General features: G+C 61.2%; 12 protein-coding genes and 1 tRNA gene. All 13 read right to left on the bottom strand.

Translation table 11 applies throughout. The annotated features are described in order from the left end of the window. Positions 1–53 precede the first annotated feature (53 nt). Positions 54–2,153, bottom strand: a complete 2,100-nt coding sequence (gene fusA, locus FGS76_RS01050; protein ID WP_138770773.1) for an elongation factor G — start codon at positions 2,151–2,153, stop codon at positions 54–56. Between the two features lie 78 nt (positions 2,154–2,231). Beyond that, positions 2,232–2,702: a 30S ribosomal protein S7 gene (gene rpsG / locus FGS76_RS01045; protein ID WP_138770772.1), complete on the bottom strand. Its 471-nt coding sequence runs from the start codon at positions 2,700–2,702 to the stop codon at positions 2,232–2,234. 122 nt (positions 2,703–2,824) lie between these two features. Then, positions 2,825–3,199: a 30S ribosomal protein S12 gene (gene rpsL, locus FGS76_RS01040; RefSeq protein WP_067606428.1), complete on the bottom strand. Its 375-nt coding sequence runs from the start codon at positions 3,197–3,199 to the stop codon at positions 2,825–2,827. A 170-nt stretch (positions 3,200–3,369) separates the two neighbouring features. Next, the gene (rpoC, locus tag FGS76_RS01035) at positions 3,370–7,569 is read right to left on the bottom strand and encodes a DNA-directed RNA polymerase subunit beta' (protein ID WP_138770771.1); all 4,200 of its coding nucleotides are present in this window, start codon (positions 7,567–7,569) and stop codon (positions 3,370–3,372) included. Positions 7,570–7,659: 90 nt separating this feature from the next. Beyond that, positions 7,660–11,802, bottom strand: coding sequence for a DNA-directed RNA polymerase subunit beta (gene rpoB, locus FGS76_RS01030; RefSeq protein WP_138770770.1), 4,143 nt, complete (start codon positions 11,800–11,802; stop codon positions 7,660–7,662). Between the two features lie 146 nt (positions 11,803–11,948). Further along, on the bottom strand, positions 11,949–12,326 hold the full coding sequence (gene rplL, locus FGS76_RS01025) for a 50S ribosomal protein L7/L12 (protein WP_138770769.1): 378 nt from the start codon (positions 12,324–12,326) through the stop codon (positions 11,949–11,951). A gap of 71 nt (positions 12,327–12,397) precedes the next feature. Next, complete coding sequence (rplJ, locus tag FGS76_RS01020) at positions 12,398–12,931, bottom strand: 50S ribosomal protein L10 (RefSeq protein WP_138770768.1); 534 nt, start codon at positions 12,929–12,931, stop codon at positions 12,398–12,400. A gap of 314 nt (positions 12,932–13,245) precedes the next feature. Further along, on the bottom strand, positions 13,246–13,941 hold the full coding sequence (gene rplA / locus FGS76_RS01015; RefSeq protein ID WP_138770767.1) for a 50S ribosomal protein L1: 696 nt from the start codon (positions 13,939–13,941) through the stop codon (positions 13,246–13,248). Between the two features lie 3 nt (positions 13,942–13,944). Further along, complete coding sequence (rplK, locus tag FGS76_RS01010) at positions 13,945–14,373, bottom strand: 50S ribosomal protein L11 (protein WP_138770766.1); 429 nt, start codon at positions 14,371–14,373, stop codon at positions 13,945–13,947. 87 nt (positions 14,374–14,460) lie between these two features. Beyond that, positions 14,461–15,003, bottom strand: coding sequence for a transcription termination/antitermination protein NusG (gene nusG, locus FGS76_RS01005; RefSeq protein ID WP_138770765.1), 543 nt, complete (start codon positions 15,001–15,003; stop codon positions 14,461–14,463). A 9-nt stretch (positions 15,004–15,012) separates the two neighbouring features. After that, the gene (gene secE, locus FGS76_RS01000; protein ID WP_138770764.1) at positions 15,013–15,387 is read right to left on the bottom strand and encodes a preprotein translocase subunit SecE; all 375 of its coding nucleotides are present in this window, start codon (positions 15,385–15,387) and stop codon (positions 15,013–15,015) included. Positions 15,388–15,433: 46 nt separating this feature from the next. After that, positions 15,434–15,509: transfer RNA gene (locus FGS76_RS00995), tRNA-Trp, on the bottom strand. 64 nt (positions 15,510–15,573) lie between these two features. Continuing rightward, positions 15,574–16,032 (bottom strand): EF-Tu C-terminal domain-related protein (locus FGS76_RS00990; protein WP_240692344.1); only part of this gene is annotated, 459 nt, incomplete at its 5' end.

Raw genomic sequence — 16,032 nt, 5'->3', positions numbered from 1 at the left:
TTCAAACTTTTCCTTTGCCACGGCTCTATACCTTTAACAAATTAACCGTAAATTTAAGATTTCTTACCGCTGATCACATCTTCGGCGATGTTGCGCGGCGCTTCGGCGTACTTCAGGAACTCCATGGAGTAGCTGGCACGACCCTGGGACATGGAGCGCAGGTCGGTAGCGTAACCGAACATCTCGGACAACGGCACCTCCGCGCGAATGATCTTACCGGACAGGGTGTCTTCCATACCCTGCACGATACCGCGACGACGGTTAAGGTCGCCCATCACATCACCCATGTACTCTTCGGGAGTGACCGCTTCCACCTTCATCATCGGTTCCAGCAGTACCGCGCCGGCTTCCTTGGCGGCGTTTTTCACCGCCAGGGCACCCGCCATGCGGAAGGCGTTCTCGTTGGAGTCCACCTCGTGGTAGGAACCGTCGTAAAGGATCGCCTTCACGCCCAGAATCGGGTAGCCGGCCAGCACGCCGGCCTGCAGCTGCTCGTCGATACCTTTCTGTACCGCGCCAAAGTATTCCTTCGGTACCACGCCACCGTGAATCTGTTCCTCGAACTGGAACTCTTCATCACGGTCGATGGGCTCGAACTTGACCTTGACGTGACCGTACTGGCCGCGACCACCGGACTGCTTGACGAACTTGCCTTCCACGTCGGCCGGCTTGGTGAAGGTCTCACGGTACGCCACCTGGGGCGCGCCGATGTTCGCTTCCACCTTGAACTCACGACGCATGCGGTCCACCAGGATGTCCAGGTGCAGCTCGCCCATGCCGGAGATAATGGTCTGGCCGGTTTCCTCGTCGGTCTTCACACGGAAGGACGGATCTTCCTGGGCCAGGCGACCCAGGGCCATGCCCATTTTTTCCTGGTCGGCCTTGGATTTCGGCTCCACCGCCACGGAAATCACCGGATCCGGGAATTCCATGCGCTCGAGCACGATCACCTTGTTCAGGTCACACAGGGTGTCACCGGTGGTGACGTCCTTCAGACCCACGCAGGCGGCGATGTCGCCGGCGCGCACTTCCTTGATCTCTTCACGGCTGTTGGCGTGCATCTGCAGCAGACGACCAACGCGCTCCTTCTTCTCCTTCACGGAGTTCAACACGGAGTCACCGGAATTCAGCACCCCGGAGTACACACGGATGAAGGTCAGGGAGCCCACGAACGGGTCGGTGGCGATCTTGAACGCCAGCGCGGAGAACGGTTCGTCGTCGGAGGACTTACGGGATTCAACGGTTTCACCGTCGTCCAGCACGCCCTGGATCGCTTTCACTTCGTCCGGCGCCGGCAGGTATTCCACCACCGCGTCGAGCATGGCCTGCACGCCCTTGTTCTTGAACGCGGAGCCACACAGAGCCAGTACGATCTCGTTGGCCAGCACTTGCTGGCGCAGACCGGCCTTGATCTCTTCGTTGGTCAGATCACCGCTTTCGAGGTACTTCTCCATCAGTTCTTCGGAGGCCTCGGCGGCGGACTCGACCATCTGCTCACGCAGTTCGTCGCAACGACCCTTGAGCTCATCAGGAATATCCTTCTGCTCATAGGTCATGCCCATGTCGCTCTCGTTCCAGTAGATGGCCTTCATCCGGATCAGATCGACCACGCCCTTGAACTCGTCCTCGGCGCCGATGTTCAGCTGAATCGGAACCACCTTGGCACCGAGACGCTTGCGGATTTGCTCCACCACGCGCTCGAAGTTAGCGCCGGCGCGGTCCATCTTGTTGACGAACACGATGCGCGGCACTTCGTATTTGTTGGCCTGACGCCATACGGTCTCGGACTGCGGCTCAACGCCGGAGGTGCCACAGAACACCACTACCGCGCCATCAAGAACCCGCAGGGACCGTTCCACCTCAATGGTGAAGTCCACGTGCCCGGGAGTGTCGATGATGTTGATGCGGTACTGATCGTACTGCTGGTCCATGCCCTGCCAGAAGGTGGTGGTAGCAGCGGAGGTAATGGTGATACCACGCTCCTGTTCCTGCTCCATCCAGTCCATGGTCGCGGCACCATCGTGCACCTCACCGATTTTGTGAGACACACCGGTGTAAAAAAGAACGCGCTCGGTGGTCGTGGTCTTGCCCGCGTCCACGTGCGCGCAGATACCAATATTGCGATAACGGTTGAGAGGAGTCTTACGTGCCACGCTGCTAACCTCGATTCACTGAATCCAATACAAAAACCGGCCTGATCGCAGGCCGGTTTACTCGTGCTTGCTTCTGCCTTAGAAGCGGAAGTGGGAGAAGGCCTTGTTGGCCTCGGCCATGCGGTGCACGTCTTCCCGCTTCTTCATGGCGGCGCCCTTACCTTCCGCCGCGTCCATCACTTCACCGGCAAGGCGCTGGGCCATGCTCTTCTCGCCACGCTTGCGGGCGGAATCCACCAGCCAGCGCATGGCCAGGGCGGTACGACGGCTCGGGCGGACCTCGACCGGCACCTGATAGGTGGCGCCACCGACCCGGCGGCTCTTCACTTCCACCATCGGGCGAATGTTGTCGAGGGCTTTCTCGAACAGCTCCAGGGGCTCGCCATTCTTGCGCTCAGCCACGGTATCCAGCGCACCGTACACAATGCGCTCGGCCACGGACTTCTTGCCGTCGACCATTACGTGGTTCATGAACTTGGCCAGCAGCTGGCTTCCGAACTTGGGATCCGGCAGGATCTCGCGTTTGGCTACGACGCGTCTTCTTGGCATCGGATGTGTTCCTCATTGTGCCCCGCCGGGGCGGGGAAAGCTTCAGGGTTACCCGGGACCAGGCCCGGCCTTACTCATCCCGCCGGGTCGCCAGGCGCCCGGCCGTATGGAAAGGGGTGTATTTACTTCTTCGGCCGCTTGGCGCCGTACTTGGAACGACGCTGCTTGCGATCCTGAACACCCGCGGTGTCCAGCGTGCCGCGCACGGTGTGGTAACGCACACCCGGGAGGTCTTTTACACGACCGCCACGGATCAGCACCACGGAGTGCTCCTGCAGGTTATGACCTTCCCCGGGAATATAAGAGGACACTTCATAACCGTTGGTCAGGCGCACCCGGCAAACCTTACGCAGCGCGGAGTTCGGCTTTTTCGGGGTAGTGGTGTACACCCGGGTGCAAACGCCGCGACGCTGCGGGCAGCCCTGCAGGGCGACCGAGTCGCTTTTCTCAACCTTTCTCTTGCGCGGGTTCCGCACAAGCTGGTTTACAGTTGCCATGAAACTACTGCTCCACGCTTACAGTTCTGTGACGAACCTTACTTTGTCGGATCGCCACCCTTGTGTTCGTTCCATAGCCTTTTTCGGGCTATAGACAGGGGCGACGGATTCTAGGGACCCACCGGCGCCAAGTCAAGGCGCCGGAGGTCCATTGCCGCTCCGCGGCGGTACTACTCCTGGCCGGAAGAGCTCAGCGCCTCGGAGAGGGCCGCCTCCACTTCGTCCATGGTCGGGCCGTCGCCGCTGGCTTCGGCACGCTGGCGGCGGCGCTCTTCGTGGTAGGCATAGCCGGTACCGGCCGGGATCAGACGACCCACCACCACGTTTTCCTTGAGACCGCGCAGGTCGTCTTCCTTGCCGGTTACCGCCGCTTCGGTCAGCACCCGGGTGGTCTCCTGGAAGGAGGCCGCGGAGATGAACGACTCGGTAGCCAGGGACGCCTTGGTGATACCGAGCAGCAGGCGCTGGCCAAGAACGCGCATCTTGTCCTCGCTGGCGAGACGCTCGTTCTCTTCCACCAGGCGCGCGTACTCGACCTGCTCGCCCTTGATGAACGCGGAGTCGCCGACTTCGGTGATTTCCACCTTGCGCAGCATCTGACGAATGATCGTCTCGATGTGCTTGTCGTTGATCTTCACGCCCTGCAGGCGGTAAACCTCCTGCACTTCGTTGACGATATAGCGGGCCAGTTCCACCTCACCCATAAGACGCAGGATGTCGTGGGGGTTGAGCGGGCCGTCGGAAACCACCTCGCCCTTCTCCACGTGCTCGCCTTCGAAGATGTTCAGCTGACGCCACTTGGGAATCAGTTCTTCGTAGGTGTTGCCACCGTCGTCCGGAGTAATCACCAGCCGCACCTTGCCCTTGGTCTCCTTGCCGAAGGAAACGGTACCGCTCTTCTCGGCGAGAATGGCGGCTTCCTTCGGGTTACGGGCCTCGAACAGGTCGGCCACCCGCGGCAGACCACCGGTGATGTCCCGGGTCTTGGAGGATTCCTGGGGAATCCGCGCGATCACGTCACCCACCTGGATATCCGCGCCGTTCTTCAGTGCCGACAGCGCACCGCCGGGCAGGAAGTAGTTGGCCGGGTTCTCGGTATTGGGCAGCGTCACCGGTTTGCCCTTGGCATCGGTCACACGCACCACCGGACGCAGGTCCTTACCCGCGGACGGGCGGTCCTGGCTGCCCAGCACCTCGATGTTGGTGAGGCCGGTCAGTTCGTCGGTCTGGTAGTTCACGGAGATGCCTTCCTCCATGTCACCAAACTGCACCTTACCCGCCACCTCGGCGATGATCGGGTGGGTGTGCGGATCCCAGGTGGCTACCACCTGACCGCCATCGACGCTGTCGCCTTCGTTGACCGTGACCAGCGCGCCATAGGGCATCTTGTAGCGCTCGCGCTCACGACCCAGGTCGTCGAGCACGGCCAGATCCGCGGAGCGGGAAACGATCACCAGACCGTCCCGGTGCTGCACGTGCTTGGCGTTATGGAACCGCACCTTGCCGCCGTGCTTGATCTGGATGTTGGACACCGCGGTGGCCCGGCTTGCCGCGCCACCGATGTGGAAGGTCCGCATGGTCAGCTGGGTACCCGGCTCACCGATGGACTGGGCCGCCATGACACCCACGGCCTCGCCCACGTTCACCCGGTGACCGCGCGCCAGATCACGACCGTAACAGGCGGAACAGATGCCCCACTTGGTCTTACAGGTGATCGGCGAACGCACCGCGATCTCATCGATACCCATGGCCTCGAGTTTTTCAACCCAGACCTCGTCGAGTACCAGACCGGCCTGGAACACCACTTCATCCGTGCCCGGGCGGACCAGATCACGGGCCACGGTACGGCCCAGTACCCGCTCGCGCAGGGGCTCAACGATGTCACCGCCTTCGATCAGCGGGGTCATCAGCAGACCGTCCTCGGTGCCACAGTCCTGCTCGGTGATCACCAGATCCTGGGCCACGTCCACCAGACGGCGGGTCAGATAACCGGAGTTGGCGGTCTTCAGCGCGGTATCCGCCAGACCTTTCCGGGCACCGTGAGTGGAGATGAAGTACTGGAGTACGTTCAGACCTTCACGGAAGTTACTGGTGATCGGCGTCTCGATGATCGAGCCATCCGGCTTGGCCATCAGGCCACGCATGCCGGCCAGCTGACGAATCTGCGCCGGGGAGCCCCGGGCGCCGGAGTCCGCCATCATGTAGATGGAGTTGAAGGACGCCTGCTCTTCATCCTCGCCTTTCTTGTTGACGACGATTTCCTTGTTCAGGTTGTCCATCATCGCCTTGGCGATCTGGTCGTTGGTGCGCGCCCAGATGTCGACCACCTTGTTATAGCGCTCACCACGGGTCACCAGACCGGAAGCGAACTGCTCCTCGATCTCGCGCACCTCTTCCTCGGCGGCGGCGATCAGCTTCACCTTGGCGTCCGGAATCACCATGTCCTCCACACCAATGGAGGAGCCGGACAGGGTCGCTTCGCGGAAGCCCATGTACATCACCTGGTCGGCGAAGATACAGGTTTCCTTGGTGCCCAGGATCCGGTAGCAGGTGTTCAGCAGCCCGGAGATCGCCTTCTTGGTCATGTTGCGGTTGACCTGATCGAAGCCGATGCCGGCGGGCACGATGTCCCAGATCTTGCAGCGGCCCGGGGTGGTGTCCACCAGACGGGTGCCTTCCTCGATGCGGCCTTCCTGATCCTTGACCACGTCGTAGACGCGCACCTTGATGCGGGCGTGCAGGTCCACTTCCTTGGTGCCCAGGGCGCGCATGACTTCCTTGGTATCAGCGAAGATGCGGCCTTCACCCTTGGCGTTGATCTTTTCACGGCTGATGTAATACAGGCCCAGCACCACGTCCTGGGTCGGCACGATGATCGGTTCACCGTTGGCCGGGGACAGGATGTTGTTGGTGGACATCATCAGCGCGCGGGCTTCCAGCTGGGCTTCCAGGGTCAGCGGTACGTGCACCGCCATCTGGTCACCGTCGAAGTCCGCGTTAAAGGCGGCACACACCAGCGGGTGCAGCTGGATCGCCTTGCCTTCAATCAGCACCGGCTCGAACGCCTGGATGCCCAGACGGTGAAGGGTCGGCGCCCGGTTCAGCATCACCGGGTGCTCGCGGATCACCTCGGCGAGGATGTCCCACACCTCGGCGGTCTCGCGCTCGACCATCTTCTTGGCCGCCTTGATGGTGGTGGCCAGGCCACGGGCTTCCAGCTTGGCGAAGATGAACGGCTTGAACAGCTCCAGCGCCATCTTCTTCGGCAGACCGGTTTCGTGCAGCTTCAGGGTCGGGCCCACCACGATCACGGAACGACCGGAGTAGTCCACCCGCTTGCCGAGCAGGTTCTGACGGAACCGGCCCTGCTTGCCCTTGATCATGTCGGCCAGGGACTTCAGCGGGCGCTTGTTGGAGCCGGTGATGGCGCGGCCACGACGGCCGTTGTCCAGCAGCGCATCCACGGATTCCTGCAGCATGCGCTTTTCGTTGCGCACGATGATATCCGGGGCGTTCAGATCCAACAGCCGCTTGAGGCGGTTGTTACGGTTGATCACGCGGCGGTACAGATCGTTCAGGTCGGAGGTGGCGAAGCGGCCCCCGTCCAGCGGTACCAGCGGACGCAGGTCCGGCGGCAGTACCGGCAGCACCGTCATGATCATCCACTCGGGCTCGTTGCCGGAAGCGTGGAACGCCTCCATCAGCTTGAGCCGCTTGGACAGCTTCTTGAGCTTGGTGTCCGAGTTGGTGGCCTCGATTTCCTCGCGCAGGGTGTTGATCTCGTCCTTCAGGTCGAGCTCAAGCAGCAATTGCTGCACCGCTTCCGCGCCCATCTTGGCTTCAAACTCGTCGCCGAACTGTTCCAGCGCGTCGAAGTACTCTTCGTCGGTGAGCAGCTGGCCACGCTCCAGGGTGGTCATACCCGGCTCGGTGACCACGAAGGATTCGAAGTACAGCACCCGCTCGATGTCGCGCAGGGTCATGTCCAGCATCAGACCGATGCGGGACGGCAGCGACTTCAGGAACCAGATGTGCGCCACCGGGCTGGCCAGCTCGATGTGGCCCATGCGCTCCCGGCGGACTTTGGAGAGGGTGACCTCCACGCCGCACTTTTCACAGATCACGCCACGGTGCTTGAGACGCTTGTACTTGCCACACAGACATTCGTAGTCCTTGATCGGACCAAAAATGCGCGCGCAGAACAGGCCGTCACGCTCCGGCTTGAAGGTGCGGTAGTTGATGGTCTCCGGCTTTTTCACTTCGCCAAAAGACCAGGAACGGATCAGGTCCGGCGGAGCCAGACCGATCTTCAGCTTGTCGAACTCCGTGACTTGTCCCTGACTTTTGAGCAGATTCAGCAAGTCTTTCAAGGCCAGTCCTCCGTATGGAGCTTTCGCTCGCGATTCTTTCCTAAACCCGGGTCAGGCAGGGGCGCCGGCGGGTAAGCCGGCGCCGGTGCCTCAGTCGTTTTCCAGCTCGATGTTGATGCCGAGCGAACGGATTTCCTTCAACAGTACGTTGAAGGATTCCGGCATACCCGGATCCATCCGGTGGTCGCCGTCGACGATGTTCTTGTAAATGCGGGTACGGCCATTCACATCGTCCGACTTCACGGTGAGCATTTCCTGCAGCGTGTACGCCGCGCCGTAGGCCTCCAGGGCCCACACTTCCATCTCACCGAAGCGCTGACCACCGAACTGCGCCTTGCCGCCCAGCGGCTGCTGGGTAACCAGGCTGTAGGAGCCGGTGGAGCGGGCGTGCATCTTGTCGTCCACCAGGTGGTTGAGCTTGAGCATGTACATGTAGCCCACGGTCACCTTGCGGTCGAACTTCTCGCCGCTGCGGCCATCCCACAGCTCGATCTGTCCGGACTTGTCCTGGCCAGCCAGTTCCAGCAACGCCTTGATCTCGAACTCCTTGGCACCGTCGAACACGGCGGTGGCCATGGGCACGCCGGCGCGCAGGTTGCGGGCCAGCTCGAAGATGTCCTCCTCGCTGAAGCTGCTCCAGTCCTCGTCGGTACCGCCGGCGCCGGTCTGGTTGTAGATCTGGTCGAGGAAGTCGCGCACTTCGGCGGCCTTCTTCTCCTGATCCAGCATCTCACCGATGCGCTCGCCCAGTCCCTTGGCGGCCCAGCCCAGGTGGGTCTCGAGAATCTGACCCACGTTCATCCGCGAAGGCACACCCAGCGGGTTGAGCACCACGTCCACGGGGACGCCGTTCTCGTCGTAGGGCATGTCCTCTTCCGGCATGATCACGGAGATCACACCCTTGTTACCGTGACGGCCGGCCATCTTGTCACCGGGCTGGATACGACGCTTGATCGCCAGGTAGACCTTGACCACCTTGAGCACGCCGTGGGACAGGTCGTCGCCGCCGGAGATCTTGGCCTGCTTGTCCTTGTAGCGCTCGTCCTGTTCCTTCTTGTGCTGCTCCAGGTACTGGTGCGCGCGCTCCAGCTGCTCGGCCACGTCGTCGTCGGCGGGACGCAGCTCAAACCACTTGTCGCCTTCCAGCTCGTCGAGCAGACCGTCGGTCAGTTCGGTGCCACGCTTGAGACCGGCGCCACCGTTGACCTTCTTGCCCACCATCACGGTGCGCAGACGGTCCTTGATGTCCTGCTCGAGAATCCGGTACTCGTCTTTCAAGTCCTTGCGGAACTTGTCCAGCGCGTCCTGTTCGATCTGGCGAGCACGCTCGTCCTTCTCGACGCCGTCGCGGGTGAATACCTGCACGTCGATAACGGTGCCCTTGACGCCGGAGGAAACCCGTAGAGAGGTGTCCTTCACGTCAGAGGCTTTCTCACCAAAGATGGCGCGCAGCAGCTTCTCTTCCGGAGTCAGCTGGGTTTCGCCCTTCGGCGTTACCTTGCCCACCAGAATGTCGCCGGCTTCCACTTCGGCACCGATGTAGACGATGCCAGACTCGTCAAGCTTGGCCAGCGCCGCTTCGCCCACGTTGGGGATATCGGCGGTGATTTCCTCGGCACCCAGCTTGGTGTCACGGGCAATCGCGGTCAGCTCCTGGATGTGGATGGAGGTAAAGCGATCCTCCTTCACCACCCGCTCGGAGATGAGGATGGAGTCCTCGAAGTTGTAGCCGTTCCAGGGCATGAATGCGACGCGCATGTTCTGGCCCAGGGCCAGCTCACCCATGTCCACGGACGGGCCGTCGGCCATGATGTCGCGGGCGGAAACCCGATCACCCACCTTCACCAGCGGACGCTGGTTGATGCAGGTGTTCTGGTTGGAGCGGGTGTACTTGGTGAGGTTGTAGATATCCACACCGGCTTCACCCTCGACCACCTCGTCATCGTTCACTTTGACGATGATCCGGGAGGCGTCCACCTTGTCGACGATACCGCCACGCTGGGCCACCACGCAGACGCCGGAATCCCGGGCCACGTGACGCTCCATGCCGGTGCCCACCAGGGGCTTCTCGGCGCGCAGCGTCGGCACCGCCTGGCGCTGCATGTTGGAACCCATCAGTGCGCGGTTCGCGTCATCGTGCTCCAGGAACGGAATCAGGGACGCGGCCACGGACACCACCTGGCGCGGGGAGACATCCATATGGGTAATGGTGTCCCGCTCCATGACGGTGAATTCGTAGCGGTGACGCACGGTGACGAAGTCTTCCACGAAGCCGCCTTCGTCGTTCATCTTGGCGTCGACCTGGGCGATCACGCACTCCGCTTCCTCGATGGCGGACAGGTATTCGATCTCGTCGGATACCTTGCCGTCGATCACCTTGCGGTACGGCGACTCCAGGAAGCCGTATTCGTTGGTGCGCGCGTAGCTGGCCAGGGAGTTGATCAGACCGATGTTCGGACCCTCGGGGGTCTCAATCGGGCAGACGCGACCGTAGTGGGTCGGGTGCACGTCCCGCACTTCGAAGCCGGCACGCTCACGGGTCAGACCGCCCGGGCCCAACGCGGAGACACGACGCTTGTGCGTGATCTCGGACAGCGGGTTGTTCTGATCCATGAACTGGGACAGCTGGGAGGAGCCGAAGAACTCCTTCACGGCAGCGGCCACCGGCTTGGCATTGATCAGATCCTGCGGCATCAGGCCTTCGGACTCGGCCAGGCTCAGGCGCTCCTTGACGGCGCGCTCCACCCGCACCAGGCCCACGCGGAACTGGTTCTCGGCCATTTCGCCCACGGACCGGATACGGCGGTTACCCAGGTGGTCGATGTCATCGACCACGCCGTTGCCGTTACGGATGTCCACCAGGGTCTTGAGTACATCGATGATGTCGGACTGATCCGGCCCCATCTGCTCGAAGTACTGCTTGCCTTCATCGTCGTTGCGGGCGCTGAAGTAGCGGCCGTCGTAAACGATGCCCGGCCCGGTCACGTCTTCACGGCCGAGACGGCGGTTGAACTTCATGCGGCCCACGCCGGACAGATCGTAGCGCTCGTCGGTGAAGAACAGGTTGCGGAACAGGTTCTCCGCCGCTTCCTTGGTGGGCGGCTCGCCGGGACGCATCATGCGATAGATTTCCACCAGCGCCTCCAGCGGGCTGCGGGTGGGATCCGCACGCAGGGTGTCGGCCATGAACGGGCCATGGTCCAGGTCGTTGGTGTAGAGCGTCTCGAAGCGGTTGATACCGGCCTTCTCGATTTTCTCGAGGGCGTCGGCGGTCAGCTCGGTGTTGCACTCCACCAGTACCTCACCGGTTTCCTGATCGATTACCGACTTGGCCAGATAACGGCCTTGCAGGTACTCGGCGGGAATTTCCAGGTACTCGATGTTGGCTTTTTCCAACTGGCGAATGTGGCGCGCGGTGACACGACGGCCACGCTCCACCACCACTTCATCGCCGGCCAGGATATCGAAGGTCGCGGTTTCGCCACGCAGACGCTCCGGCACCAGGCGCATACGGTAGATACCGTCTTCGACCAGAATTTCGTTGGTGTCGAAGAAGGTCTCGAGAATTTCATCCGAGGTATAGCCCAGAGCACGCAGCAGGATGGTCGCCGGCAGTTTGCGGCGACGGTCGATGCGCACGTAGACCAGATCCTTCGGGTCGAATTCGAAGTCCAGCCAGGAACCACGGTAGGGAATCACCCGGGCGGAATACAGCAGCTTGCCGGACGAATGGGTCTTGCCCTTGTCATGGTCAAAGAACACGCCCGGAGAGCGGTGCAGCTGGGATACGATGACCCGCTCGGTACCGTTGATCACGAAGGTACCGTTCTCGGTCATCAACGGAATCTCGCCCATGTACACCTGCTGTTCGCGGATGTCCTTGATGGCGCCGTTGGATTCCTTGTCGTAGATCACCAGACGAATACGCACGCGCAGCGGCGCGGCGTAGGTGGTGCCACGAATGATGCACTCTTTGACATCAAAAACCGGTTTGCCGAACTCATAGCCGGCATACTCGAGGGCGGCGTTCCCGGAGTAGCTGGAAATCGGGAATACCGAACGGAAAGCCGCTTCCAGGCCCTCCTCGAAGCGCTCCTCGGCGCTCTTGTCGTGTTGCAAGAACTTGCGGTAAGAATCGAGCTGTATGGCCAGGAGATACGGAACCTCCATGACCTTGGGAAGCTTGCCGAAATCTTTGCGGATCCGCTTTTTCTCAGTGAATGAGTATGCCATCTGCGTTCCTCGGCTGTTGACCTATCACCCCTGGGTGATATTTCTGCATGAAACCCTTCATACAGAAACGACAAAAGGCTGGCAGCCCTTAAGCTGCCAGCCGGCGTCTTTCCGCCAGAATATGGAAAGACATTGCGCTCTCGCGCTTACTTGAGCTCGGCGGTACCGCCAGCCTCTTCGATCTTTTTCTTGATCTCTTCGGCTTCGTCCTTGGAAGCGCCTTCCTTGACCGGAGCGGGTGCGCCCTCGACCAGATCTTTCGCTTCTTTCAGACCCAGACCGGTTACTTCGCGAACTGCCTTGATCACGCCGACTTTCTTGTCGCCGAAACCGGTCAGAATCACGTCGAATTCAGTCTGTTCTTCAGCGGCGGCACCAGCGTCACCGGCAGCTGCGGGAGCAGCGGCAACGGCGGCGGCGGCGGTTACGCCAAACTTCTCTTCCATGGCCTCGATCAGTTCAACGAGGTCCATAACGCTCATGTCAGCGATAGCGCTGAGGATATCTTCTTTGGAAACGGCCATTTTCAATCTCCTAAAATCACCGTACGGGCGATCCCGGGTGGAACCGGGTAGTTACGCTGCTGATCGCTGGATCAGGCAGCTTCCTGCTGTTTCTTGTCCTTCACCGCGGCAACGGTACGCACAAATTTGCCGGGCACCTCGTTGAGGGTACGAACAAACTTGGCCACCGGGGCCTGCATGACGGACATAAGCTGAGCAAGGGCTTCGTCACGGGTGGGCAGCTTCGCCAGGACATCGATGTCCTTGGCTCCGTACGCCACACCGCCTACGGCCAGTGCTTTGACTTCGAGCGCGTCGTGGTCCTTGGCGAAATCCTTGATCAGCCGGGCAGCTGCGCCCGGATCTGCCTGGGAAAACGCCAGGATCGTGGGGCCGACCAGCGCATCGCTGAGACACTCGTATTCAGTGCCTTCAACAGCGCGCTTGGCCAACGTGTTCCGTACTACTTTCAGGTACACGCCGGTTTCACGGGCTTTCACGCGCAGAGCGGTCATCTCTGACACGGAAAGACCACGATAGTCGGCAACCACGGCGGACAGCGCTTCGGTAGCCGCAGCATTCACCGAAACCACAATCGCCCGTTTGTCCTCCAGATTCAAAGGCACGATTTACCTCCTGGATTCACAAACTTAACCGGACTCATCGACTGCCTGACTGATGAATCCAGCGGTTGCCAGGACCGGTTACCCGGTCCGGTATCGCGGAAGCCAGCCCCTGCTTTGACACAGGATTTGCAACTACCGCGCCTGCGCAGGCGATTACTCCTTAACCTCCGGCGGAAACTTGGCTCATAAAGCCAGACTCCATTCACGCCTTCGGACCTGCGGTCTTTGACGCCCCGCCGGGTTGGCTCCGAAGAGCCGCCGTCGGGATCAAAGCTTTTGAACCGGCGCCCCGAAGGGCGCCGGCCCGGTATTTCTTACATAGCCAGGGAAGCGGGATCGATCGCCAGGCCCGGGCCCATGGTGCTGGACAGCGTGACTTTCTTGAAGTACGCGCCCTTGGCGGTGGACGGCTTCGCCTTCTTGAGGTCGGCGATCAGCGCTTCCACGTTTTCCTTGATGGCGTTGGCGTCAAAGCCGACCTGACCCACGGTGCAGTGGATGATGCCGCCTTTGTCGGTACGGTAACGCACCTGGCCACCCTTGGCGTTTTTAACCGCCTGGGCCACGTCCGGGGTCACGGTGCCGACTTTCGGGTTCGGCATCAGACCACGGGGACCGAGGATGGTGCCCAGCTTACCGACCACGCGCATGGCGTCCGGAGAAGCGATCACCACGTCGAAGTTGATCTCACCGCCCTGAACCTGCTCGGCCAGGTCGTCGAAACCGACCACATCGGCGCCGGCTTCCTTGGCTTCTTCGGCCTTGGCGCCCTGGGCGAACACGGCGACGCGAACGGTCTTGCCGGTGCCATGGGGCAGTACGGAAGCGCCACGGACGTTCTGATCGGATTTACGCGGGTCAACGCCCAGGTTCACCGATACGTCGATGGATTCCTTGAATTTCACGGCGGACAGCTCGGTCAGCAGAGTGACGGCTTCTTCCACCGGGTACAGCTTGCCCGATTCTACCTTCTCACGGATGGCGCGGGCGCGTTTGGACAGCTTAGCCATTGGTTAGTCCTCCACGTCCAGGCCCATGGAACGGGCAGAGCCCGCGATGGTGCGCACAGCGGCATCCATGTCGGCAGCGGTGAGATCAGGCTCCTTGGCCTTGGCGATCTCCTCGAGCTGCGCACGGTTTACCTTGCCCACCTTCTTGGTGTTCGGCTCGCCGGAACCGCTTTTGATGCCGGCCGCCTTCTTCAGCAGATACGCCGCGGGCGGCGTCTTCATGGTGAAGGTGAAGGAACGGTCGCTGTACACGGTGATGACCACCGGTACCGGAGCGCCCTGGTCGAGCTGCTGGGTCTGGGCGTTGAACGCCTTACAGAACTCCATGATGTTCACGCCGTGCTGGCCCAGTGCGGGACCAACCGGCGGTGACGGGTTAGCCTGACCCGCTGCGACTTGCAGCTTGATGTAGGCTTCAACTTTCTTGGCCATGATTAAGACTCCTTGGGTGCGAACGCCGTGTTACGGGCTCCCCTGAGGTGGGTCGTTTGCCCCGCCGGCACCGGCGGAGCACCAGGGTCAGGTCTTCTCGACCTGACCGAATTCCAGTTCCACCGGGGTGGAACGACCGAAAATGAGTACCGCCACCTGCAGGCGGCTCTTTTCGTAGTTCACTTCTTCCACCACGCCGTTGAAATCGGCGAACGGGCCATCGGTGACACGCACCACTTCGCCGGCCTCGAACAGCGTCTTCGGCTTGGGCTTCTCCACCGCGTCGTCCATGCGACGCAGAATGGCATCCGCCTCTTTCTGGGTGATCGGCGATACGCGGCCCGGATTTTTCGGGTCTTCGCCGATGAACCCCATTACCTTCGGGGTTTCCTTCACCAGGTGCCAGGAGTCATCGCACATCTCCATCTGCACCAGCACATAGCCCGGGAAGAACTTGCGCTCGGACTTGCGCTTCTGACCACCGCGCATTTCCACCACTTCTTCGGTGGGCACGAGGATCTCGCCAAACAGCTCTTCCATGGAGCGCAGCTTGATGCGCTCTTCCAGGGCTCGTTTGACGTGCTTTTCAAAGCCGGAATAAGCGTGTACTACGTACCAACGCTTCGACATGTGCACCCCTTAACCGATGAGCGCCGAAATCGCGCCGTTGAGCACCCAATCGAGCATGAACATCAGCAACGCCACGATCAGCACGAAGACCAGCACGATCAGCGTGGTCTGCAATGTTTCCTGACGGGTAGGCCAAACCACCTTGCGCAATTCCACCATGGAATCCTTACGCAACTGGTTGAACGCCCGACCCTGTTCGGTCTGCAGCGCGACGAACGCGGCCAGCAGCCCTACCACCAGAACGCCAAGCGCCCGGTACAGGGGGGAAAACTCGGAGAAATAGCTATTACCCGCCACAGCGGTCGCCACCAGCACGGCCACGATGACCCACTTGAGGGCTTCCAGGACGGAGGACCCGGACTGTCCTTCTGCTCTTTCACTCATTCGCCGACGCACCCTGCCGCCTGACGGCCACTCTGGGAAAGAAAATTGGCAGGCCAGGAGGGACTCGAACCCCCAACAGCCGGTTTTGGAGACCGGTGCTCTACCAATTGAACTACTGGCCTGTAACCTTGAAAACACAACGGCCGGGGCTTTGGGCCCCGGCCCTTATCGCCTTACGGCAATGACTTACTCGATGACCTTGGACACCACACCGGCGCCCACGGTACGGCCGCCTTCACGGACCGCGAAACGCAGACCTTCTTCCATGGCGATCGGCGCGATCAGCTGTACAGTCATCTGTACGTTGTCGCCCGGCATCACCATTTCAGTGCCTTCCGGCAGGGTGCACGCACCGGTTACGTCCGTGGTACGGAAGTAGAACTGCGGACGGTAGCCGTTGAAGAACGGAGTATGACGGCCGCCCTCTTCCTTGCTCAGGACGTACACTTCACCTTCGAACTTGGTGTGCGGGGTGATGCTGCCCGGCTTCGCCAGGACCTGACCACGCTCCACGTCGTCACGCTTGGTGCCACGCAGCAGCACGCCCACGTTCTCGCCCGCGCGGCCTTCGTCCAGCAGCTTGCGGAACATTTCAACGCCGGTACAGGTGGTCTTGGTGGCGCCTTTGATGCCTACGCCTTCGAT

The organism is Alloalcanivorax gelatiniphagus (assembly GCF_005938655.1).
GTDB classification, from domain to species: domain Bacteria; phylum Pseudomonadota; class Gammaproteobacteria; order Pseudomonadales; family Alcanivoracaceae; genus Alloalcanivorax; species Alloalcanivorax gelatiniphagus.
The sequence above is the reverse complement of the archived record's forward strand: the minus strand, read 5'-3'. Positions and strand labels throughout refer to the sequence as shown.